At 40.5% G+C, this 21,991-nt stretch carries 23 protein-coding genes; 5 read left to right on the forward strand and 18 right to left on the reverse strand.

Annotated elements, in window-relative coordinates; translation table 11 throughout:
• Positions 1-118: 118 nt before the first annotated feature.
• Entirely contained in the window at positions 119-1,942 is a 1,824-nt protein-coding gene (gene lepA / locus ABT997_RS00415) for a translation elongation factor 4 (RefSeq protein ID WP_350018489.1), read from the reverse strand.
• 192 nt (positions 1,943-2,134) lie between these two features.
• Here lepA and ABT997_RS00420 point away from each other — a divergent pair, with 192 nt between their 5' ends.
• Genes ABT997_RS00420 through pepT form a run of 3 tightly spaced genes read left to right on the forward strand, consistent with a single transcriptional unit; the run spans position 2,135 to position 4,937 of the window.
• Entirely contained in the window at positions 2,135-2,887 is a 753-nt protein-coding gene (locus tag ABT997_RS00420) for a LexA family transcriptional regulator (RefSeq protein ID WP_350018490.1), read from the forward strand.
• Positions 2,884-3,702 carry a Cof-type HAD-IIB family hydrolase gene (locus tag ABT997_RS00425; RefSeq protein WP_350018491.1) on the forward strand — a complete coding sequence of 273 codons (819 nt, stop codon included), beginning with the start codon at positions 2,884-2,886 and terminating at the stop codon, positions 3,700-3,702. Before ABT997_RS00420 ends, ABT997_RS00425 begins: the two co-directional genes overlap by 4 nt.
• A gap of 14 nt (positions 3,703-3,716) precedes the next feature.
• Complete coding sequence (gene pepT / locus ABT997_RS00430; protein ID WP_350018492.1) at positions 3,717-4,937, forward strand: peptidase T; 1,221 nt, start codon at positions 3,717-3,719, stop codon at positions 4,935-4,937.
• Positions 4,938-5,145: 208 nt separating this feature from the next.
• Here the strand turns inward: pepT and ABT997_RS00435 are convergent, their stop codons facing one another.
• From ABT997_RS00435 to ABT997_RS00510, 16 genes are all read right to left on the reverse strand, one after another.
• The gene (locus ABT997_RS00435) at positions 5,146-6,870 is read right to left on the reverse strand and encodes an ATP-binding protein (RefSeq protein WP_350018493.1); all 1,725 of its coding nucleotides are present in this window, start codon (positions 6,868-6,870) and stop codon (positions 5,146-5,148) included.
• Complete coding sequence (locus tag ABT997_RS00440) at positions 6,867-7,964, reverse strand: carbamoyl phosphate synthase small subunit (RefSeq protein WP_350018494.1); 1,098 nt, start codon at positions 7,962-7,964, stop codon at positions 6,867-6,869. The genes ABT997_RS00435 and ABT997_RS00440 overlap by 4 nt, the downstream gene beginning before the upstream one ends.
• 90 nt (positions 7,965-8,054) lie before the next feature.
• A complete protein-coding gene (locus tag ABT997_RS00445) occupies positions 8,055-8,972 on the reverse strand; it encodes an aspartate carbamoyltransferase catalytic subunit (protein WP_350018495.1) in 918 nt (305 codons plus the stop codon).
• A 93-nt stretch (positions 8,973-9,065) separates the two neighbouring features.
• Positions 9,066-9,587 carry a bifunctional pyr operon transcriptional regulator/uracil phosphoribosyltransferase PyrR gene (pyrR, locus tag ABT997_RS00450; RefSeq protein ID WP_006596278.1) on the reverse strand — a complete coding sequence of 174 codons (522 nt, stop codon included), beginning with the start codon at positions 9,585-9,587 and terminating at the stop codon, positions 9,066-9,068.
• A 244-nt stretch (positions 9,588-9,831) separates the two neighbouring features.
• Complete coding sequence (locus ABT997_RS00455) at positions 9,832-10,470, reverse strand: Pr6Pr family membrane protein (protein WP_350018496.1); 639 nt, start codon at positions 10,468-10,470, stop codon at positions 9,832-9,834.
• Between the two features lie 49 nt (positions 10,471-10,519).
• Complete coding sequence (locus ABT997_RS00460) at positions 10,520-10,855, reverse strand: zinc ribbon domain-containing protein YjdM (protein ID WP_154853060.1); 336 nt, start codon at positions 10,853-10,855, stop codon at positions 10,520-10,522.
• 128 nt (positions 10,856-10,983) lie between these two features.
• Positions 10,984-11,736 carry an HAD family hydrolase gene (locus tag ABT997_RS00465; RefSeq protein WP_350018497.1) on the reverse strand — a complete coding sequence of 251 codons (753 nt, stop codon included), beginning with the start codon at positions 11,734-11,736 and terminating at the stop codon, positions 10,984-10,986.
• Positions 11,711-12,115, reverse strand: coding sequence for a PaaI family thioesterase (locus ABT997_RS00470; protein WP_350018498.1), 405 nt, complete (start codon positions 12,113-12,115; stop codon positions 11,711-11,713). The genes ABT997_RS00465 and ABT997_RS00470 overlap by 26 nt, the downstream gene beginning before the upstream one ends.
• Positions 12,116-12,220: 105 nt before the next feature.
• Positions 12,221-12,688, reverse strand: a complete 468-nt coding sequence (locus ABT997_RS00475) for an 8-oxo-dGTP diphosphatase (RefSeq protein ID WP_433916219.1) — start codon at positions 12,686-12,688, stop codon at positions 12,221-12,223.
• A gap of 26 nt (positions 12,689-12,714) precedes the next feature.
• The gene (locus ABT997_RS00480; RefSeq protein WP_350018499.1) at positions 12,715-13,146 is read right to left on the reverse strand and encodes a hypothetical protein; all 432 of its coding nucleotides are present in this window, start codon (positions 13,144-13,146) and stop codon (positions 12,715-12,717) included.
• Positions 13,147-13,165: 19 nt separating this feature from the next.
• Positions 13,166-13,519 (reverse strand): diacylglyceryl transferase, encoded by a 354-nt coding sequence (locus ABT997_RS00485; RefSeq protein WP_350018500.1) that lies wholly within the window; start codon positions 13,517-13,519, stop codon positions 13,166-13,168.
• 103 nt (positions 13,520-13,622) lie between these two features.
• Complete coding sequence (locus ABT997_RS00490; RefSeq protein WP_350018501.1) at positions 13,623-14,246, reverse strand: NAD(P)H-dependent oxidoreductase; 624 nt, start codon at positions 14,244-14,246, stop codon at positions 13,623-13,625.
• A gap of 12 nt (positions 14,247-14,258) precedes the next feature.
• A complete protein-coding gene (uvrB, locus tag ABT997_RS00495) occupies positions 14,259-16,247 on the reverse strand; it encodes an excinuclease ABC subunit UvrB (RefSeq protein WP_350018502.1) in 1,989 nt (662 codons plus the stop codon).
• Positions 16,248-16,693: 446 nt separating this feature from the next.
• Positions 16,694-17,383, reverse strand: a complete 690-nt coding sequence (locus ABT997_RS00500) for a hypothetical protein (RefSeq protein ID WP_350018503.1) — start codon at positions 17,381-17,383, stop codon at positions 16,694-16,696.
• On the reverse strand, positions 17,367-18,176 hold the full coding sequence (locus ABT997_RS00505; protein ID WP_350018504.1) for a hypothetical protein: 810 nt from the start codon (positions 18,174-18,176) through the stop codon (positions 17,367-17,369). Before ABT997_RS00505 ends, ABT997_RS00500 begins: the two co-directional genes overlap by 17 nt.
• Before the next feature lies 1 nt (position 18,177).
• Positions 18,178-18,888: an ABC transporter ATP-binding protein gene (locus tag ABT997_RS00510; RefSeq protein WP_129299205.1), complete on the reverse strand. Its 711-nt coding sequence runs from the start codon at positions 18,886-18,888 to the stop codon at positions 18,178-18,180.
• A 158-nt stretch (positions 18,889-19,046) separates the two neighbouring features.
• Here ABT997_RS00510 and ABT997_RS00515 point away from each other — a divergent pair, with 158 nt between their 5' ends.
• Both ABT997_RS00515 and ABT997_RS00520 read left to right on the forward strand, forming a co-directional pair.
• Positions 19,047-19,718, forward strand: coding sequence for a response regulator transcription factor (locus tag ABT997_RS00515; RefSeq protein ID WP_350018505.1), 672 nt, complete (start codon positions 19,047-19,049; stop codon positions 19,716-19,718).
• A complete protein-coding gene (locus ABT997_RS00520) occupies positions 19,703-20,776 on the forward strand; it encodes a sensor histidine kinase (RefSeq protein WP_350018506.1) in 1,074 nt (357 codons plus the stop codon). The genes ABT997_RS00515 and ABT997_RS00520 overlap by 16 nt, the downstream gene beginning before the upstream one ends.
• Before the next feature lie 107 nt (positions 20,777-20,883).
• Here the strand turns inward: ABT997_RS00520 and ABT997_RS00525 are convergent, their stop codons facing one another.
• On the reverse strand, positions 20,884-21,831 hold the full coding sequence (locus tag ABT997_RS00525) for a CPBP family intramembrane glutamic endopeptidase (RefSeq protein ID WP_350018507.1): 948 nt from the start codon (positions 21,829-21,831) through the stop codon (positions 20,884-20,886).
• Positions 21,832-21,991 lie beyond the last annotated feature (160 nt).

A 21,991-nucleotide genomic window follows, 5' to 3' on the forward strand; every position in this document is an offset into this window, starting at 1 on the left:
ATTTTGATACCTCTAGTTTATCACGTTCTACTTAGATTTGAAAGCACTATTTGTCTAGCCCGATAGAAAAACGTCCCTAGCGGGACGTTCCATTTGTTCTATTATTCCAAAGAAAGGCTTATTCCTCATCCATTGATAGAACTGACAAGAAGGCTTCCTGTGGTACTTCTACTGAACCGATAGCTTTCATTCGTTTCTTACCGGCTTTTTGTTTTTCAAGAAGCTTCCGTTTCCGTGAGACGTCCCCACCATAACACTTGGCCAAGACGTTCTTCCGAAGGGCCTTGATATCTGTACGGGCCAAGATCTTATGACCGATAGCTGCTTGGATAGGCACTTCAAACTGTTGACGAGGGATAATCTTCTTGAGCTTCTCAACGATCAATTTACCACGTTCATAAGCAAAGTCCTTGTGAACGATAAAGCTGAGGGCGTCGACAGTATCGCCATTGAGGAGGATATCCATTTTGACCAATTTAGAAGGACGGTATTCAGACAACTCATAGTCAAAGCTCGCATAGCCACGAGTAGAGGATTTCAATTTATCAAAGAAATCAAAGACAATTTCCGCCAGTGGGATTTGATAGATGACATTAACTCGATTTTCATCGATGTAGTCCATGGTCACAAAATCACCACGTTTGCGTTGGGCCAATTCCATGACAGCTCCGACAAACTCTTGTGGCACCATGATCTGCGCCTTTACATAAGGTTCTTCAATCGAAGCGATCTTGGTTGGATCTGGGAACTCAGATGGGTTAGACACATCTAGTGCTTCGCCATCTGTCAAATTAACCTTGTAGATAACAGACGGTGCTGTCATGATCAAGTCAATATTGAACTCACGTTCCAAGCGTTCCTGGATAACATCCATGTGAAGTAGTCCCAAGAAACCACAACGGAAACCAAAACCGAGTGCTTGAGAAGTTTCCGGCTCAAATTGAAGACTGGCGTCATTCAATTGCAACTTCTCTAAAGCTTCACGAAGATCGTTGTATTTGTTGGATTCGATCGGGTAAAGACCAGCAAAGACCATTGGGTTCATCTGCTTGTAACCATGAAGAGGCTCACTTGCTGGATTGGTAGCCAAGGTCACCGTATCCCCGACACGGGTATCTGCAACGGTCTTGATAGAGGCTGCAATATAACCAACATCTCCTGTAGCAAGGAAATCACGACCAACTGCTTTAGGAGTAAAAATCCCAACCTCAGTAACATCAAAGGTTTTGCCATTGCTCATGAGCTGGATCTTATCACCTGGTTTGACCATTCCATTGACCACCCGTACTTGAAGGATCACCCCTCGATAGGCGTCATAGACGGAGTCAAAGATCAAGGCTTGAAGCGGTGCTTCAACATCACCAGTCGGAGCAGGAACCTTCTCAACGATCTGTTCCAAAATCTCTTCAATCCCGATACCAGCCTTGGCAGAGGCTAGGACTGCCTCGCTAGCATCCAAGCCGATCACATCTTCTACTTCTGTGCGCACACGTTCTGGATCTGCAGCTGGTAAGTCAATTTTGTTAATGACTGGCAGAATCTCCAAATCGTTGTCCAAAGCAAGGTAAACATTGGCTAGAGTCTGGGCTTCAATCCCTTGAGCGGCATCCACTACGAGAATCGCACCCTCACAGGCAGCCAGTGAACGCGAAACCTCATAGGTAAAGTCCACGTGTCCCGGTGTGTCAATCAAGTGGAAAATATAAGTTTCCCCATCTTTAGCCGTGTAGTTCAACTCGATGGCATTAAGCTTAATAGTGATTCCACGTTCCCGTTCCAGGTCCATACTATCTAAGAGCTGGGCTTGCATCTCGCGACTAGACACGGTTTCGGTTTTTTCTAAGATTCGATCGGCCAAGGTTGACTTTCCGTGGTCAATATGGGCGATGATCGAGAAGTTCCGAATCTTCTCTTTTCGTTTCTTTAATTCTTCTAAATTCATTTTTTCATCCTTATAAAACTATTCAGTATATTATAACAAAAAGGCTGATTCTTGGCTAGTTTTAAGGAATCAAATCCAGTAATTTATGATTTATATCGAATTTGTTTTAATTCTTCGTTTATGTAAGGTTTTTGTTTACTTTTTCGATTTAATTCGCTATAATGAGATGTAATGTAAAAGGAGGTGAAGCTCTTGGCAAGAGGACGTGGAAAAGCAAGCCCACAGGATAAAGAGGCTTTGCGTATTATTTCCGAAAAAATAAGAGAACTATTGAAGGTTCAAAATAAGAAACAGGTCGATTTATCTCGTACAACCGGTATTCCAGCCAGTACTTTAACAGGCTATGTGAAAGGCACTTCTCTCCCAGTCAGTGAGAACTTAGAAAAGATCGCTAGCTTCTTTGAAATCCCCATCTCTGATTTAGATCCTCGTTATGGTCAACCAGATACCTTGGAGGATTCTAAGATTGAGTTTATCTATAAGCAACTGGATGAGGATTTTCAAGATACACTCTTAGAGGAAGCCAATCGCTTATTGGTTTTACAAGCGGAACGCAAACGGATTGAGAAGAAATACACACCCTATACAGTCTTTGACAGTTATGCTGCTAGTCAAAGTGCTTCTAAAGGAGATTTGGTGTGGTTTGATCAAAAACTGGCCTATGATCTAGCTCTTTGGATTCATACTGACTCGTTAGAACCTAAATATCCAAAGGGATCTGTTGCCTTAATTAAGCAAACTTTCTACGATACTGCTGGTGCCATCTATGCTATTGAGTATGATGGGCAAACCTTGATCAAGCGTGTCTTTCGTGAAGCTCAAGGGATCCGTCTTGTCTCTCTCAATAAAAAGTATAGTGACAAGGTCATTCCGCTAGAAGAGGAACCGAGAGTCATAGGAAAAGTCATTGCTAGCTTTCTACCAGCTAAGGAGGACGAGCTATGATTCGATTAGTTGCTATTGATTTAGATGGGACTCTTTTATCACCAGATAAAACCATTAGTCCTGCTAATAAGCAGGCACTTTTGGATGCTGAAGCTGCTGGTGTTCACGTCGTCATCTGTACAGGTCGCCCACTATCTGGTGTACGTCCAATTTTTGAAGAAATTGGCTTCAAAAGTAACCACTCCTACTCGGTGATTAATAATGGTTGTACAACTGTCAACTCTTCTGATTGGTCTGTCATCAGTTATGATGCCTTATCTGAAGAAGATTTGGTTTATCTCGATCAGTTGACGGAGGAGATCCATCCTCAATTAAGTTTATTCGATTTAAATCGCTATATCATTTTGAATCAGGAACCTTCCGAAATAGCCATAATGGATGCCGGTATTGTTTCTACAGTACCCGTACCACTTGGCTTAGAAGAAGTCCTTGAGGCCCAACCAATTTTCCAAGGGATGTTTATTGATCAGAAAGAGCAAATTGATGACTTCCAAAAGACCTATGAAGATGCATTAGCCCAACGCTTCCATACCATTCGCTCTCAGCCTATTCTCTTTGAAATTCTTCCAAAAGGCGTAAACAAAGCTACTGGTTTAAGAGCCCTTGCGGACTACCTGGGTATTTCTAGAGAGCAAGTCATGGCTATTGGCGATGAGAACAATGATATTGAAATGATTGAATACGCAGGTCTTGGAGTTGCTATGGGCAATGCTTCAGATCCTATCAAAACCTTGGCTGATGTCACAACAACTTCTAACGAAGAAGACGGTGTCGCTACTGCTATCAAGCGCTATGTTTTACAAGCACAGAACTAGAAAAGGAAAAACAAATGAAATACCCAACATTATTAGAACGATTTTTAACCTACGTCAAAGTCAACACTCGCTCTGATGAGACTTCAACAACAACTCCTAGTACAGCTTCTCAAGTAGAGTTTGCTAAGAATGTACTCCTTCCTGAAATGGAACGAGTTGGACTTCAGAATGTCTACTATCTTCCAAATGGTTTTGCCATTGGAACTCTTTCAGCAAACGATCCAAGTCTCACCCGAAAGATTGGCTTTATCTCACATATGGATACAGCTGATTTCAATGCGGAAAACATCAGTCCTCAAGTCATTGAAAACTATGATGGTGGCGCTATTTCTCTTGGTGATTCCGGTTATTCACTAGATCCTGCTGACTTTGCTAACCTCCTTAACTACAAAGGTCAAACCTTGATTACGACTGACGGTACGACCCTTCTTGGTGCAGATGATAAATCAGGGATTGCTGAGATTATGACAGCCATCGAATACTTGAATGCTCATCCAGAAATCAAACACTGCGAAATCCGAGTTGGCTTTGGACCGGATGAAGAAATCGGAGTCGGAGCAGATAAGTTTGATGCAGAAGATTTCAATGTTGACTTTGCCTATACAGTTGACGGTGGTCCTCTTGGTGAATTGCAATACGAAACCTTCTCCGCTGCAGGAGCTGAAATTACCTTCAAAGGCCGCAATGTGCACCCTGGTACTGCTAAGAACCAAATGGTGAATGCACTTCAGTTAGCAATTGACTTCCACAATCAACTCCCTGAAGAAGACCGTCCTGAAAAAACGGATGGCTACCAAGGTTTCTACCACTTGATGAATGTAGATGGTACTGTTGAAGAAGCACATGCTAGCTACATCATCCGTGACTTTGAGACAGAGAATTTCGAAGCTCGTAAAGCCATGATGGAAGAGATAGCAAGTAAGATGAACCAAGAACTTGGTGCCGAACGGGTTCTCTTGACTCTTAAAGACCAGTACTACAACATGAAACAAGTCATCGAGAAAGACATGACACCAGTCAACTTGGCTAAAGAAGTTATGGAAGATTTGGGTATTACACCAATCATTGAACCAATCCGTGGTGGGACAGATGGGTCTAAAATTTCCTTCATGGGAATTCCAACTCCAAACATCTTCGCTGGTGGCGAAAATATGCACGGTCGCTTTGAATATGTTAGTCTTCAAACCATGGAGCGTGCCGTTGACACCATTATTGGTATTGTTAGCCATTCTTAATTCCATATACTTAACAAAAATGAGGCTGGGACAAAAGTCCTAGCCTCTTAATTGTTTTTGGATTGTCGAGCAAGACGCAGTGGTTGAGTGGACTCTACTACGCTGATTTCATCAGCTTTTACAGCCCTACTCAACTGTGCGGAGGTGGGACGACGAAATCGAATTCTAACGAATTACCGATTTCTGTCCCACACTCTTTTAATTTCTTTTAATCCATGTATTCTACCCTAGCAAACTGTCCATCGATTTGACTCTGGTAACTTTCATAAACAGAAAGAGGAATTCGTAAGCAGGTATTAGCCACTTGACCAACGAAAGGTAGATTACTAAGAAGAACTACTTTTCTTCCAGCTTCCTTCTCTGTTCTCAGACGTTCAATGATTTGTAGAATCCTTCTAGGTTCGTCTGGAGATCCTCGATCAACCAACAAGGTCCAATCATTCCAGTCTAATGCCTCGTCCTCTCCACAAATAGAACTAAAGAAGGTCACTCCTTCTCCAACATGACCAAATCCAGCTGTCAAATCCAAAGGGTGAAACTTTAAAGAATGATTTATTTGGGGCTTTTCTTGTCTCTCGTATAAGTAGATATTATACAAGAACTGGAGATAGAAAGGATCCATACGACTCAAGTCACAAACTTCCTCCATTTCAAATCCTCTATGTAGAGCTTCTAAAATAGATGAAAATCTGTAGGGCATCCGTTTAGCAATCCGTTGAATCAATTCATCGTCCGAAACATCCTTTAGAATATTCTTAGGCCATTGGTCCGAACCAAAATTGTCAACAGCTTGCTGATAGGCTTCTTCTAGACTAGTCCCAAACCCATAGAGAGCACCGATTGAGTTAATCTGCGTATTGAGGACCCTTGAAACTTTCTCTATTGGAAAGACAGGGAGTTTAAAGAAAATTCGATCCAGAGTCGGTTCAAACAAGGCTGTTAATCCCTTCATTGTTGGATGGGGCAGGTCTAAGAGATGATCCCCCAACTTGAGGCACAAAGCTTGATGATAAAGCGAATAACCTAAGGCCATGGACATTGTCGAGAAGGAATCGGAGGCAAATGGATTGACCTCAAGGATATAAAATTGGTAACTCTTTGGGTCCAAGGCAAATTTGATAGAGGTCGCTCCAACCAATCTCAAATGTCGAACAATCGACAAAGCTGCTTCCCGCAAGGTCTGGTGCTCTGTATCCGTCAAGGTCAGACTAGGGATGACTTGATAGGAATCACTGGAATGGATCCCCACCGGGTCTACACTCTCAATATTTCCCGCAAGATAATAATTATCCTGTCGATCTCGGACTACGACGTATTCCAACTCCTTGAAACCAACTGTCGAGAATTCCAACAAACACTGACCTTGTGGCGATACTTCTAGCCCATTTTCGACAGCCTCACATAAATCATCCAAGTTATTAGCGATCCGACGGCCTTGCCCATGCTTGCTGGCAAGTGGCCAAACAACAATAGGAAATTGAATCTGCTCCGAAAACTCAATGGCCTCTCTGACTGTCGAAACCAAGGAAGAGGAAGGAACTTGATAACCCAAGTCCTGTAAAAATGACTTTTGGTCTGCCTGATGGTAAAAGGCTCTGTACTGCCTAAGCGAAGTTCCTAGAATACGGATCTTGTGCTCCTTAAGAAACCCAATTTCCTCCAATCGGAATAATAAACCAAGGAGTTGCTTGTCCGCAAAAGACAGTAGTAAGTTTCTTGTATTTGTTGCTAGAAAGGCTTCTTTTAGACTATCCAACTTTAAACGAATAACTGAAACAGCGTCTCCAGCTTCTTTGGTAATCTCGTTCTCATCTCCACAATAGAGGATTTCTGTTTGGTAGCCACGTTCTTTTAATAAGGGACAAGAAGTGAGTGCTCCAAGCAAACTGACATCATTGAAGGATTCTGCACACAAAAGTGTTACTTGATTCATGACCATAACTCCTCCCTTCTTTCGTCTAATTTACTTTCAATCAGATCCATAAATTCATCATAGAAATAGAGACTTTCTCTTGATCCTGGACTGGACTCAATATGATAGAGGACACCAATCAAGGGAAGATAGCGGTGACGAAAAGCCTCGATAGAGTGATCATGAAGCTCCTCATGGGTAATCAGAAAATCACGTGGAAGGGTATCGCGTTCAATGTTGTACTGGTGATTCTGGCTAGTAATTTCGACCTTCCCAGTAGCAACCTCTTTTACTGGAATGTTGAGTCCTCGATGAGGCCTTTTTAGGTTGTTGAGGCTGCCTCCGTGGGCAAGGGCCAGTAATTCTGCCCCCAAGCCGATTCCCATAATCGGTATATGAGGATCAATTTTAGCAATGACCTGGCAAATACTATCAATATGATGGGGATTCCCTGGACCACTGGATAGAATGATCCCATCCGGCTGCAAATCCTTTAATTCTTTCAATTTAATCGAATAAGGAACGACCGTTACATTACATCCTCTCGCGATTAATTGACGTAAAACCGAATGACGTAAGCCCAAATCAATTAACACAATACTCTTACCAAAGCCAGGTGCAGCATAGGGGGTTTTGGTCGACACTTGACGGACTTGGTCAAAAGGTAGAACGGTTGCCCGAAGTTGATCTAGGATATGCTCAATCGCATCCCCTTCATTAACCACTGTAGCCTTCATACTCCCATACTTAGAAACAATTTTAGCCAGCCTTCTGGTATCGACTCCTTGAATCCCTGGAATGTTGTGTTTCTTCAGATAGGCATCCAAGGACAACTGTTTGCGCCAATTACTGGGATGGCTCGCTAATTGGTTCACTACCACAGCTAGACAACCTGGAAAAATCGATTCGTAATCATCTCGATTGATTCCTGTTGTTCCAATAACTGGAAAAGTAAAGGCTAATATTTGACCCTTATAGGATTGATCGGTAATCAATTCTTGATAACCCGTCATGGCAGAATTTAAGACCAATTCCCCACTGACATAGGTATCAGCTCCAAAACCAGTTCCTTCAAAAACCGTCCCATCTTCTAATACTAAGAGACGTTTTACCATAAATTCTCCTTACAGACTCCAAAAAGAAAAGTGAGAAAAGACCACCTTTTTGTAGACTCTCTCACTTCTCCTTTCTATTTTCTAACTCTATTATTTCCGTCCAGCTAAAACCGCTTCAATGATAGCCATGCGGACAAAGACACCGTTGGTCATTTGCTCCACGATGCGTGATTTAGGAGCTTCTACCAAGTGGTCAGCAATCTCCACATCACGGTTTACTGGAGCTGGGTGCATTAAGATAGCTGAATCTTTCATACGATCATAGCGTTCTTGTGTCAACCCATGCAAACGATGGTAGTTCTCTTTTGAGAAGAGAGACTCATAGTCATGACGCTCGTGTTGCACACGGAGGAACATCATGACATCGACCTCTTCAATGACTTCATCAATCGTCACAAAGGTTCCATATTCTTCGAACTCCGCACTTCTCCACTCGTCTGGACCAGCAAAGTAGAGGGTTGCGCCCAAGCGTTTCAAGATTTGCATATTGGATTTTGCCACACGTGAGTGATCTAAGTCACCAGCGATACAAACCTTCAAACCGTCAAAGTGACCAAACTCTTGATAGATGGTCATCAAGTCTAGTAAACTTTGGCTTGGGTGTTGACCAGACCCATCTCCCCCGTTGACAATAGAGGCTGTGATGGTTGGACTTTCAATCAATTGCTTGTAGTAGTCTACTTCTGGGTGACGGATGACGCAGATATCTACTCCGAGAGCTGACATGGTCAAAATCGTATCATAGAGAGTTTCACCCTTGTTTACAGAGCTCGTTTTCACATCAAAGTCAAGGAGATCACAACCCAATTTCAACTCAGCCACTTCAAATGCTTTGTGCGTACGTGTTGACGACTCAAAGAAGAGATTAGACACGATATGTTGCTCGTCATAATGAGTCTTTGCTCCATTTTTAAACTCAATTCCACGCTTAATCAAGGCCATAACTTCTTCGTTTGATAAAGCTTCCATTGAGACAAGGTTTTTAAGTGCGATTTGATTTGTAGACATGTTGTAACTCCATTCCAAAGATATGCATATGTGAAAACGATACAGGAAGCTCACTCAGTCGCTCCTGTATATAGCGACGATTTGAAAACTACCTTATTCACTCACCTCGATCAAGATACGATCTTGACCATCTAGCTCAGTCATTTCGACAATGATTTCCTCTGATCGACTTGTTGGAATATTCTTTCCAACATAATCTGGTCGGATCGGCAATTCTCTATGACCACGATCCACTAGGACAGCCAAGCTGACACGAGATGGACGTCCGCGACTGACAAGATTATCGATGGCTGCTCGAATGGTCCGACCTGTATAAAGGACATCATCAATCAGGATGACATCTTTGCCAGTAATATCTACTGGTAAAACGGTTGAATCTTCTGTTACTTTAATATCATCACGGAAAGGCTTGGTATCCAATTCACAGACTGGAACTTCTATTTGTTCTAGTTGTGCTAACCGTTCTTTGATGCGATTGGCAATGAATACGCCACGAGTTTTGATCCCTACCAAAACAATTTGGCTCAGATCCTTATTCCGTTCGATGATTTCATAGGTGATGCGAGTAATAGCCCGCTTCATGGTCAGATCATCAACGACTTCTTTGATCTTCATCTTTTCCTCCTAATTGATAGAAAAAAGCCTCCCTTTATCAAGGAGGCTTCAGAAAAATACTAAGAGATAAGACCTAGAACGCATCTAGTTCACCCCTTATTTTGATCAGACTCCTTGCCTGCCTCACGGGACAGGATTAAAGGACTATTTAATTATCCATACTATATCACAGTTTATAGAGGGATGCAAGAAAAAACTTATTTTTTTCTACTAATGTTCGGATTTTTATCAACAAATCTTCAATTTAATAATGATCTGTTCCTTTTTTACCAATCCTCTTCAGGGCAAACAGGCCACATCCAGCTAGTAAATAAGCGACAAAAATGATCGTCGCCATCTTAGCGACATAGAGCCAGCCAAAACGATTGACATTGATAAAGAAATAAGGGAAAGGACTGTCTTTAGCGCCAGGTACTGGCCATTTAAGGACCAAACCGTTTATCAATGCAAAGACCATATAGAGCAAAGGAAGCAAGGTCCAAGCTAACGGATCCGACTTACGGTACTGTTTGGGTTTATCAATCACCAGGGTATCAAAGAAGAACATCAAAGGAACAATATAATGACAGAGGAAGTTTTCCAAACGGTAAAACTTCTCAGGTGTCGCGATCGGTGCAAGCATAAAGTGGTAGATGACACAGGTGATCATGATAGACATGGTGACACCACCCTTCAAGCGAAGATAGCCCTGGGTCTGGGTCGAACGACCACGAAGCATGCGCCAAACCATATCTCCCATGAAGAACATGACCAACATGTTAGACAAAATGGTGTAATAAAGCATCATCCCAAAGCCACCATGTTTGGTGAGTTGCAGATAAACACCGATGACACTTAAGATAAACAATAGAAAACGATAACTAAACAATAGTTTGAATTTCATAGTATTCTCCTGAAAGAAAAGGGCTAAGCCCTTCTTCTTATTATTATTCTTAAATCTTCTTCACAAATTCTGATTTGAGTTTCATTGCGCCAAATCCATCAATCTTACAATCAATGTTGTGGTCGCCTTCAACGATGCGAATGTTTTTCACGCGCGTTCCTTGTTTCAAATCTTTTGGTGCACCCTTGACTTTCAAGTCTTTGATTAAGGTGACGGTATCGCCATCAGCCAATTTGTTTCCGTTGGCATCAATCGCTACGACACCTTCTTCTTCAACGATTTCAGCTGGGTTCCATTCATAAGCACATTCTGGACAGACCAAGAGGGCTCCATCTTCATAGACATATTCTGAATGACATTTTGGACAGTTTGGTAAGTTATTCATTTCAATCTCCTTAGCAAAATTAACTCCCATAGTATACCATGAAAGGGAAGTTTTGACAAATTCTGCTCAACTCTAGCATTTTGTATAAAACAGGAGGCAACTCGGCCTCCTAGAATCGATGATAAAGCTTAAACTTCTTGTAATTCCTGAATGTCTCGAATCACGCGCACGCCTGCTTGACTCTTATTCTGTAATTCTTCGTCCGAGTATGGCAAGGTATTGATCAAGATACTTTGCATGCCGATACTTTTCGCCACAGCCACATCTGTAGTGAAGTCATTCCCTACCATGACCGTTTTATTCGGATTCAACTGGTGATCTTTGATGACTTTCACGAGAAATTCGCGCTGAGGTTTGCGAATCCCTGCATCAGACGACAGATAAATGTCGTGGAAAATCTCTCTCAAGCCAACTAAATCAATCTCTGGGTTGGTAAAGTCCGCTTGTGCATTAGATAAGAGATAGAGCCGACAACCTGCAGCCTTCATATCTTCTAAGACTTCTTTCGTGTGTGGGTATAGCTCCAAGCGTTTGCGAGAGAGTACACGGAAGGTCCGAGCAATCAAACGCCCCCACTCTTTGAAATGATGGACACTGGCTCCTGTTGGATGACTTTCTAGATAGAGTTGAACAAAGATCACAGTCAAGTCAATCTCCGGATAAGTGACTTGTTTTTCCTTAGCGATACTTTCCTCAGCTTGCTGCACCAACTCCTTATAGCGTGCTTGCAAACTTTCCCCTGTATAATGAGCACCATAGGTCTGGTAGATTTGGGCCATGGTCTCCCACAAGACTGGACTCGACTCATCGGTTTCGATATCGACCAAGGTTCCATAAAAATCAAAAATATAGTTTTTAAATGCGTACTTTTGCTGATTCATCTCTTTCTCCCGTTACAAACATGGTAAAGGTAGCCTTACAGACATTGGCACCTTCCTGATTGGTAATATCGACATCAACAACCCGAGTTGTCCGCCCACTGTGGACACATTCCCCGTGAATCGTGAGGACATCTCCTAGGCGCCCTGCTTTCAAGTAATTGATGGAAGACTGCAAGGTCACACCATCTACTCCCTGTGAAATCACGACCAAGCCACTGATCTGGTCACACAGGGTAAAGAGATAGCCACCGTGCGCGTTTCCATAATAATTAAGAGATGATTCAATGACCTTCGTTGTTACAACAACATGGCCATCTCTCATGGTTTCGATCTCGTAATTTTCAAATGCAGCAATGGCATCAAAGTGAAAATCCTTCATGTTAAAACTTCTTCCCCCTATATAAGGTATTCCTAAACTCTTCCATCATACTATTTTTTTCCACTTCTTACAAGAATAAGAAAAGAGCTAGTGTTACCTAACTCCTTAATAGCGAAATTTTTCCCAACCATCATCTGCCCGTTTGCGATAATAGTACTCGGATAAATCTGGGTCTTCCATCACTTCCAGCAGAGGAAGCATATCGTAGGACAAGTCCAACTGATCTAATTGGTCCTTCTCAACCCAAGAAACTTCTCCTTCTTCAGACGATCTTAGTTGGCCGTTGAATTCTGTCGCTTTGTAACAAAAGACGATATAGCGGGTGCCATCCTCCAACTGCCAGTTTTTCACAGCTGCTAGCTGGGGATTAAAAATGGTGAGGCCGGTTTCCTCCTCAATCTCACGGATGACAGACTCGACCAAACTTTCTCCTTCTTCAATATGGCCTCCAGGAAAAGCATAGCCAGCCCAGTGAGTCTTTTCAGGTGAGCGGTATTGGAGGACTACTTTCCCATTTTCAAGATCTTCGACCATGCAAAGATTGCACAGTATAGCAGGCGTTGTACGTGACATATATTTCCTTTCTATGATATTGACAATTAATCAATATTAACTTTTTTCTTTATCTCTTTTTTCATCACAAAGGGATTCACCAGCTCATGGTATTCATCAAAGGCATCTAAAAGAGAACCTCTCTGAAAGACAATTGACTTCTCTTTTAAATAATACTCCGAGTGAATCGTTACCGAACCATGACCATCAAAACTAAAGAAAAACACAATGAATAGTACTAAGATCAAGCTAGCAAAGAGACTCAAAAGAACACTCTCAAGATTCTTCCAATTTGGAGCATGTTTTCGATAGAAGCGATACCAGATGTGACATAGAATCGTCCCAACCACTAAATACAACCAAGGATTCCACAGGAGCGGAGTAAAGGCGTAACCATTGTAGCATAATACAAAGTTCGCAAAAACAAAAAGTAAAAGAATAAGATACACGATCTTAAACAGGTTCATATACTTTCCCATGATGAAACTCTCCCTTACCTTAAATAATGATCAGTAGAATATGAATCCCCAAACGTAACCAATGATCAATGAGAGGCGTTTCCGGATTACTATTTTTACTATCTAAGTATAGGCTAAGAGATAACAAAAGCAAGGCAAGGGCGATAACTATTTTAAGAGATAGCATCATACCGCCAATAGCAAGAGTAGCTAGAAAGCCAAAAAATGGCAATGGGCTAAATAAAAATGACAAAAAACTGAAATAGAGCATAAACAAAGAGAGTATCAATAAGCCGTAAACAATCAACTTAGTGAAAATTGAGACTCTTTTACCTTCATTTTTCATTTTTGATAGTGAATAAATGACATAGATCATATAGATAAAAAGTAGCATATGGTATCATTCCTACATTTCATAGATTATATTGATAGTTTAACTAAAACCTATTCAAAATACAACTAAAGACACTAACTTATGAAAACAAACTGATGTTTCATCAGAGTTTCTTCACTTCTGCTGCTACCTTTTGGAGATGCTGTTCCCGTATGCTAGCGGTGTTCACATCCCGGCCGACTTCTCCCAAGATGCAGACGCGCTTGGTTTTAATCCCACAGTGGTTCAAAACTGCATTCTTCAAAACAGAGATGCCATAACTATCCGGAATGTTGAGAGAACCTGAAAAGATCTTATACCACCAAGTAGGCGCCATGGAGGTCGCATAAATACTGGCCGTTTTCCCTTTGAGCAACTTCTTGAATTGCTTGCCTCTAAGGTAATTCCAGATGAAACTTCCCTGATCATTTGCCGAGTAGGCAATACCCGGTGTAAAGACCCTATCGATCCAGCCCTTCATGAGGCTCGGCATACTACTCCACCAGATGGGATAGACAAAGATCAGGTGATCCGCCCACTGGATCCATTCTTGTGAACGAAGGATAAAGGGATCTTCCTCCATCCGTTTTCGATAGCCGTAGCGAAGAACTGGATCAAAGTCCTCTTCATTGAGATTGATCACTTTAAGCTCGTGGCGATTTGAGTCAATCGTTTCGACAATGGTTTGAAAAATAGCCTGACAGTAACTTTCCTTATCTGGATGCCCATTGATGACTAAAATCTTCATTCTTCCCTCCTACTAATCCAAGGCCTTGACTTCCAACATCATATCGCGGATTTGGGCTGCCAATTCGAAATCAAGCACTTCGACGGCTTCTTGCATCTGGCCTTGCAGTTTCTTGATCAGTTCCTTGCGCTCTTGGCGGTTGAGACTGGTGATATCCACTTCCTTGTCTTCTTCCTTGCTCACCGCCTTAGTAACAGAAATAAGATCTCGGATTTCCTTCTTAATGGTTTGTGGCACAATGCCATGCTCTTCATTATAGGCCATCTGAATCTGACGACGACGGGCCGTTTCATCGATGGCTTTTTGCATAGACTGGGTCATGGTGTCCGCATACATGATGACATGGCCTTCACTATTACGAGCTGCCCGTCCAATAGTCTGAATAAGACCTCGTTCATTACGGAGGAAACCTTCCTTGTCAGCATCGAGAATGGCAACCAGACTGACTTCCGGGACATCAATCCCTTCCCGAAGGAGGTTGATCCCAACCAAGACATCAAAGACCCCCAAACGCAAATCACGGATAATTTCCGTCCGCTCCAAGGTCTTAATGTCCGAGTGCATGTATTTGACCTTGACACCCATTTCCTTGAAGTAGTCCGTCAAATCTTCAGCCATCTTCTTGGTTAAGGTCGTGACAAAGGTCCGCTCTCCACGTTCCACACGCGCATTGATCTCGCCCAAGAGATCATCCATTTGCCCCATGGTAGGGCGCACTTCAACCTCTGGATCGAGTAGGCCTGTTGGACGAATGATCTGCTCGATGACAGTGTCCGTTTGTTCCATCTCATAGTCACCTGGCGTCGCAGAAACATAGACAATCTGGTGAACATGGCTTTCAAATTCCTCCCGACGCAGAGGCCGGTTGTCCAAGGCAGATGGCAAACGGAAGCCATAGTTGACCAACATCTCCTTGCGCGAGCGGTCGCCATTATACATGCCCTTTATCTGTCCCATGGTCATGTGGCTTTCATCGATCATGATGAGGAAATCTTCTGGGAAGAAGTCAAGAAGGGTGTAGGGTGGCTCTCCTTCACTCCGTCCGTCCATATGACGAGAGTAGTTTTCCACCCCATTAGTGTAGCCCATCTCTCGCAACATTTCGATGTCATACTCTGTCCGTTGTTTCAAGCGTTGGGCTTCCAAGAGCTTACCTTCTTTTTCAAAGACTTTTAACTGCTCTTCTAGTTCCGCCTGAATCTTGGCAATGGCTACTTCCATATGGTCGTCATTGGTCACGAAGTGAGTGGCTGGGAAGATCGCTAAGTGGTCCACATCTCCTAGAACCTGGCCGGTCAAAGCTTCAATCTCACGAATCCGCTCAATCTCATCCCCGAAAAACTCGACTCGAAAGGCATGCTCATCACGCGAAGCTGGGAAAATCTCGACCACATCCCCACGGACACGGAACTTGCCCCGTTGAAAATCGATGTCATTGCGCTCAAACTGGATATCCACCAGGTCATTGAGCAGTTTATCGCGAGAAATCTCGAGACCTGGGCGTAAGCTCACCACGCTGTCGGAATATTCCTTAGGCGAACCCAACCCATAGATACAGGAAACAGACGCTACAACGATGACATCGTTACGCTCCAAGAGCGCTGAGGTTGCTGAGTGACGAAGCTTGTCAATCTCATCATTGACCGAGCTATCCTTTTCGATATAGGTATCACTCGATGGTACATAAGCTTCTGGCTGGTAGTAATCGTAGTAAGAAACGAAGTACTCGACAGCATTCTCTGGAAAGAACTCCTTGAACTCCCCATAGAGCTGACCTGCTAGCGTTTTATTGTGGGCGATGACCAGGGTCGGTTTATTGACCTGGGCAATGACCTGGCTCATGGTATAAGTCTTCCCTGTACCAGTCGCCCCCATCAAGATTTGGGCCTTCTCGCCTCCCTCGATGTTATCTACCAACTGCTCGATGGCCTGCGGTTGGTCCCCTGACGGTTGGTATTTTGATACGAGTTTAAATTTGTTGTCTGTAATTCTATTAATCATCTCTTTGTCCTCACATATATAGACCTTATTTTACCATAAATCACTAGAATTCTCTGAGATGAGGAATGAAGAGAGAATCCAACATGTTACAGAACGATCCATTAAATTGGTACATGAGCGAATTACAACATCATTAATTGGACACACTTTAGAATGAAAACTAAACAAGACTCTCGCAATTACTTCGAAAGTCTTGTCTTTTATTCTAAAACCATGAAATACGTAACAAGAGGCTGGGACAAAAGTCATAGCCTCTTAATTGTTTTTGGATTGTTGAGCAAGACGCAGTGGTTGAGTGGGCTCTACTACGCTGATTTCATCAGCTTTTACAGCCCTACTCAACTGTGCGGAGGTGGGACGACGAAATCGAATTCTAACGAATGACCGATTTCTGTCCCACTCTCCCAAAATTAGAAAAGTTTGCTCATCAGTATCATTTTTATTTATTACTTAACTTCTTGATTCCTTACCAAGAGGTAGAGAGTTGCTCCAAGTGAACATACAAATCCAATAACGTAAGTACAGAGTTGCAAATTGGAAGCACTACCTAAAATTGTATCCGCAACAATATTATAAAATAGATAACTAGTCAATGGTTCCACTACTCTTTCTATAAATGGTTGTACCAAAATAGGAAATAGCAGCAAAATAGCTAAACTCCCCATTGGACTTTTAAAACAATAACTTAAGAAGTAAGAAATCAAAAAGTATTGGATGGAGCCAATCAAATAGAAACTGAAAATTTCTAAACTGACACCATTTTTGCTACTAAAAAAATGAAACCATATTAGCAGTACAATGAAATTTAAGGTTGATTGTAGTACTACATCACATAACTCTACGAACAGAATTCGAATTGAACTTAAGATCCTTTTTCCACTAACCAAATAAACTAGTTTTGTTTCGTGTGATTGTAACTCAACAAATGCATTAACACTCCCAATACCAACAGAGAGCATTGATGCAAAAACAAGAGCTTGCTTTAAAGATAATTCTACAATTGTACCATTGATTGCAACTGGTAAAACACTTAAGAGACACAAAAAACCTATCAAAAGTGACTGTATGGTTATCTGGTACTTTACGGGTTTTAAACTATATTTTTTGACGATAAGACTTCTAAATAGACTTGCCATTCTTCCTCCCCATTCGAATCTTTTCTACAACCATTATGAACACCAAGAACAAGATCCCTTCTACTATTAAAAGTGTAATTCCATACAATTGGCTCGTTTGAGTCCCTTCAATTCGGCCAAAAGCAAATGATTTTGCTCCAATCAATGGCAATAGATTTTCTATTTTAGAGGAAATTCCTCTTAGAATACCTGATAAACTGATAACCAATAATAAAACATCTGCAATTAATGCAGTCATTGATTTTTTCGTTACGATTACGAAAAGTAAAGCTAATAAAGTAAGAACGATTGCAAATATCATAACTCTTACCGTGACATCTAAGAACAAGGTCAATTCTAAATGATTCTTTAGAGTTGAATCTAGAAAAATGAGTAAGATAACAGCATTTACTATAGAAAATATTAAAGTAGAGAGTAACGATAGGACAATCGAACTTGCAATAAACCCAGTAAGACGAACTTTCCAGTTAGGAATCAATAACTGGCTAAAATAATCATCACCAAATTGATAATGGGTTGAATAAACAAGTGAAACAAGAATTGGCAAGAAAATAACACTTGCTTGGTAGGGGGAGGATAAGAGAGCATCCCTGACTGTATACACTGGATTCGATGATAACATAGATGGATCAAGGTTAACCGCTTGTCCATTTCCTTCTACTAAGGCATTTATCACCTGGATATTTTGAATTGAAAAAAATATGCTGACTCCCAAAATAAGAAAAAAAGTAACTTTAAAAGTAGGTAAACTACTATATTTATAAAGGTCACTAAAAAAGGAACGCTTCAACATATTATTCACCTTCTTTCCCTTCGAGTGCTTTAAAATATGCTTCCTCAAAAGAGCCAAACTGTTTCAAAATATCTTTTGTAGGAGCATCAATTACAATTTTGCCATTAGAAATACCAACCAAATGATCTACAGTTAATTCTAACTCACTCATATAATGACTTGTCATTAATACAGTTTTACCTTCATTGACAAAAGATTGTAAAAAATTACGTACCCAGCGAATTCCTTCTGGATCTAGTCCATTGATTGGTTCATCTAAAATTAAGATGTCAGGATTTGCTAATAAGGCTGTTGCTAAACCAAGACGTTGCTTCATCCCTAATGAATAGTCTTTTACTTTTTTATTTTTAGCTTCACTTAACCCCACCAACTCTAAACATTCCTTGCACCTATTTCTATCAACCCCACAAGCCAAGCCAATCCACCGAAGATGCTGAAATCCAGTTCTGGTTGGGTAAGGTTGACAACTATCGAGAAATGATCCAACAATACAAAAAGGATTATCTCCCAATTGAGAGTATTTTTTTCCATCGATCAATGCCATTCCCATTTGACTATTTTCTAAACCAAGTAAAATTCTAATTAAAGTTGATTTTCCGGATCCATTCGGTCCAATCAATCCAGTAATCTCACCTTTCTTGGCTTTGAAAGACACGTTTTGAAGGACAATTTTATTATTATATTCCTTATGTAGCTTTTGAATTGTTATCATTCATTCTTTTTCCTTTCTGACTTTTAGTGAAATTCCACCTTCACTTGAAGCAAGTATAACAGGAGAAAATCAGGAAAATCTCAGAATAATAATTTTTTTCATTTCTAACAAATTGCATTCCATATTTGCTATAATATGCTCATATAATTGGAGGAACTATGAAGTATAAAATTTTAGCCATTGACGATGATGAAAAAATCTTACGATTAATAGCGAATGCATTAAGAGCGAACAACTTCCACGTGGAAACTCGTAAATATATAGAGGAAATCAATATCTGTGACTTTACTGGATTCGATCTAATTTTACTTGACGTCATGATGCCTATTTCTGGTTTAGAAATCTGTCGCTCCATTCGTTCACAAATTGCTACCCCAATCCTATTTCTAACCGCTAAAGATTTTGAAGAAGATTTACTAAAAGGGATTCAAGCTGGGGCAGATGATTACATCACAAAACCATTCAGCATTAAAGAATTCATTGCAAGAATTCAAATGCATCTTCGTAGAGAAGAAAGATCTCACCCTGCCTCTAAAGAAGAAATGAATTCAGATATTACTTTTTATCGAGATCGTCAAGAAGTTTATTATCAATCAAAGAGAATTTCATTAACTAAGCGAGAGTTTGATTTACTTTATCTTTTAGCAAAAAATGAGAACCGAATATTTAGCATAGAAGAACTTTACAATTACCTCTATCCTGTAGACTCTGATGCACAACTACGATCCATTACTGAATACATCTATCAAATCAGACAAAAATTTAAGATTCATCAAATTGATCCTATTAAAACAGTATGGGGAGGAGGATACAAATGGAAAAAGAATTGACAATCAAGCAACTCATTAAGCGTACCTACCTTAAAATCATTTGGCAATTTCTTCTATGTCTGATACTTTTTTACGTAGTTCCAGCTCTTCTATCTTCTGTATCTGGAATTAATGAGAAAAATGCCAATCACTTTGCTTTATTTTTTAGCGTCAGTTCTTGGATTTATCTTTGCATCATTTTAATTTTTATCATTGTAATAAATATTAGACGGTTATTAACCAAGATTCAAAAAGAAATGAACATGGTTTATCATAGTGGTCTATATTTCACCAAAAATGAACATCACCATTTGCAGATTAAAGAATTCATTGAAACAAACGATCTGATCGAAAAAATGCAATCTGAAATAAAAAATAGAATTCAAAATGAAAAAGATCAAAAAAAAGAACTCATGTTTCAAGTATCTAGCGCTGCACATGATCTTCGTAGCCCTCTAACTGTTATCAGAGGAAATGCTGAATTCTTACAATCCACTGAGCAAACACCTCAAACAATGGAATGTCTAAAAGATCTTGAGCAAGCAAGCATTCAGTTAAACGATTATTTTAACCACTTTATCCAATATTCCAAAACCTTTTACGACCATGATATTCAACTTGAAAATATATCGATTCAACAATTAACTCATCAATTGAAGGAACATATTACTCCGTTACTCCCTAGAAGTACACAATTTGTTTTTTCAAATACAGTAACTCCATCAACACAAATTGCCATTCATTCCAATCTATTTTTTCGAGCAATCACCAATATTATTAATAATGCAATACAACATCAAAAAGAAAATGATGCAAAGATCCAGCTAACAATGTCACAAGAAAATAATCGATTAGTTCTAACCATATGGAATAATCAATCTACTTTTTCAAAAAATGTATTACACCATGCTGGAAATCTTTTCTATAAAGAGGACCAAGCAAGAACACCCTCTCAAGAAAGTCACTTTGGACTTGGTTTATCTTTCGTGAAACGCGTCATGAAACTTCATAATGGAACGATGCATTTAGAAAATATTAGTAATGGTGCACAAGTCAAGCTAATTATTCCCATTATATAAAACAAGCCGAACTCATCATTAGGTGTTCGGCTTGTTTTATATGATTGATAAAAAAGACCGGCACTTTTGCCAGTCTTCGTTTTTATTTTCATTTCCTATCAGCCATTTCACACTTGTTCATTAACAACTTTTTCTCTTCTTTCACCTAAGCGGTAAACAATCACGACGGATAATAGAAGAACCAAAGTGGTAATGATCGATCCTTCTGCACCAAATGCTCCTCCTGTTAGCCAGTCAGGTCCTGATCCCATGCTAAAGCTAAAGATAGACGCATCTGCCCCCGTCCCACTGACTTGAAAACCAAGGAGATTTCCTTGTACATAGTTCCAAGTACCGTGTTGAGCGACCACTAGCCAGATACTATCGGTGTAGACAAGGAGCAGACCAGCTAGCACCCCATCAAGGACAATATTCAGTACGGATAAGAAGGTCACTCCTGAATTTCCCAGATGGAGAAAGCCAAAGAGACTACTAGAAATCGCGATTGCTAAAGGCAAATTAGTTCTTGCTGCAATCCGAGTGAGGAGCCAACCCCGTGTCGCTACTTCTTCAGTTCCTCCTTGAAGGAGCCAAAATGGAAATAAACCGAGAATAAAGAGAATGGGTTCTAAACTTAATTCATTAAGCTCAAAAGATCCAATACCACCCAACTGGTAGACAAGGGCAATCACTCCCATTTGAAGAAGAGAAAGCAAGATCCCCCAACCTAGATACTTAAGCCAATTCCTTTTTACAAAACCTAAAGTCGATAGAGGATTCTTCTCAATGAACTTCACCCAAAAAATAAAGAGTAAAAGAATAAATACAAAACTGAAGAGCTGATAATAGAGAATATAATGGTAGAAAAATTCTTGGACACTTGCTCCCCCATTGCCTGGTGAAAAGAGCTCTACTAGAAACCCTAATCCAATTGAAAAAGGTCCAAGTAATTCACTCCCAAGCCAAAGCCCTCCTTCGACAAATAGATAGGTTAAAAACACATAGAATAGTGTAGAAACAAGTACTGGCCATGAGGTGTTAGTTTTTATATCTTGAATAATGTTACCTTTCTTCATTATCTTCCTCCTTTTATCTTATAGTTTTATTGTAGCAAAGAAAATCAGAGACTGCAATATTTAACGATGTTAGAAAACCTAACATCGACTAGTTAAAATTCTTGATTTTAATATTCATTTGTGGTATGATAAATCTTGTAAAAAATAAATGATTGAAATT

This window comes from Streptococcus australis (genome assembly GCF_040226615.1).
Lineage (GTDB): Bacteria > Bacillota > Bacilli > Lactobacillales > Streptococcaceae > Streptococcus > Streptococcus australis_E.

What these genes read in the sequence shown, in the direction of transcription:
- pepT (WP_350018492.1), top strand. Translation starts at nt 3,717, where the DNA reads ATGAAATACCCAACATTATTAGAACGATTTTTAACCTACGTCAAAGTC.
- ABT997_RS00460 (WP_154853060.1), bottom strand. Translation starts at nt 10,855, where the DNA reads ATGAATAACTTACCAAACTGTCCAAAATGTCATTCAGAATATGTCTAT.
- ABT997_RS00525 (WP_350018507.1), bottom strand. Translation starts at nt 21,831, where the DNA reads ATGAAGAAAGGTAACATTATTCAAGATATAAAAACTAACACCTCATGG.
- ABT997_RS00440 (WP_350018494.1), bottom strand. Translation starts at nt 7,964, where the DNA reads ATGGTAAAACGTCTCTTAGTATTAGAAGATGGGACGGTTTTTGAAGGA.
- ABT997_RS00510 (WP_129299205.1), bottom strand. Translation starts at nt 18,888, where the DNA reads ATGATAACAATTCAAAAGCTACATAAGGAATATAATAATAAAATTGTC.
- ABT997_RS00445 (WP_350018495.1), bottom strand. Translation starts at nt 8,972, where the DNA reads ATGTCTACAAATCAAATCGCACTTAAAAACCTTGTCTCAATGGAAGCT.
- ABT997_RS00455 (WP_350018496.1), bottom strand. Translation starts at nt 10,470, where the DNA reads ATGAAATTCAAACTATTGTTTAGTTATCGTTTTCTATTGTTTATCTTA.
- ABT997_RS00470 (WP_350018498.1), bottom strand. Translation starts at nt 12,115, where the DNA reads ATGAAGGATTTTCACTTTGATGCCATTGCTGCATTTGAAAATTACGAG.
- uvrB (WP_350018502.1), bottom strand. Translation starts at nt 16,247, where the DNA reads ATGATTAATAGAATTACAGACAACAAATTTAAACTCGTATCAAAATAC.
- pyrR (WP_006596278.1), bottom strand. Translation starts at nt 9,587, where the DNA reads ATGAAGATCAAAGAAGTCGTTGATGATCTGACCATGAAGCGGGCTATT.
- ABT997_RS00515 (WP_350018505.1), top strand. Translation starts at nt 19,047, where the DNA reads ATGAAGTATAAAATTTTAGCCATTGACGATGATGAAAAAATCTTACGA.
- ABT997_RS00435 (WP_350018493.1), bottom strand. Translation starts at nt 6,870, where the DNA reads ATGAATCAAGTAACACTTTTGTGTGCAGAATCCTTCAATGATGTCAGT.
- ABT997_RS00505 (WP_350018504.1), bottom strand. Translation starts at nt 18,176, where the DNA reads ATGTTGAAGCGTTCCTTTTTTAGTGACCTTTATAAATATAGTAGTTTA.
- ABT997_RS00485 (WP_350018500.1), bottom strand. Translation starts at nt 13,519, where the DNA reads ATGCTACTTTTTATCTATATGATCTATGTCATTTATTCACTATCAAAA.
- ABT997_RS00425 (WP_350018491.1), top strand. Translation starts at nt 2,884, where the DNA reads ATGATTCGATTAGTTGCTATTGATTTAGATGGGACTCTTTTATCACCA.
- ABT997_RS00480 (WP_350018499.1), bottom strand. Translation starts at nt 13,146, where the DNA reads ATGGGAAAGTATATGAACCTGTTTAAGATCGTGTATCTTATTCTTTTA.
- lepA (WP_350018489.1), bottom strand. Translation starts at nt 1,942, where the DNA reads ATGAATTTAGAAGAATTAAAGAAACGAAAAGAGAAGATTCGGAACTTC.
- ABT997_RS00465 (WP_350018497.1), bottom strand. Translation starts at nt 11,736, where the DNA reads ATGAATCAGCAAAAGTACGCATTTAAAAACTATATTTTTGATTTTTAT.
- ABT997_RS00500 (WP_350018503.1), bottom strand. Translation starts at nt 17,383, where the DNA reads ATGGCAAGTCTATTTAGAAGTCTTATCGTCAAAAAATATAGTTTAAAA.
- ABT997_RS00475 (WP_433916219.1), bottom strand. Translation starts at nt 12,688, where the DNA reads ATGTCACGTACAACGCCTGCTATACTGTGCAATCTTTGCATGGTCGAA.
- ABT997_RS00490 (WP_350018501.1), bottom strand. Translation starts at nt 14,246, where the DNA reads ATGAAGATTTTAGTCATCAATGGGCATCCAGATAAGGAAAGTTACTGT.
- ABT997_RS00520 (WP_350018506.1), top strand. Translation starts at nt 19,703, where the DNA reads ATGGAAAAAGAATTGACAATCAAGCAACTCATTAAGCGTACCTACCTT.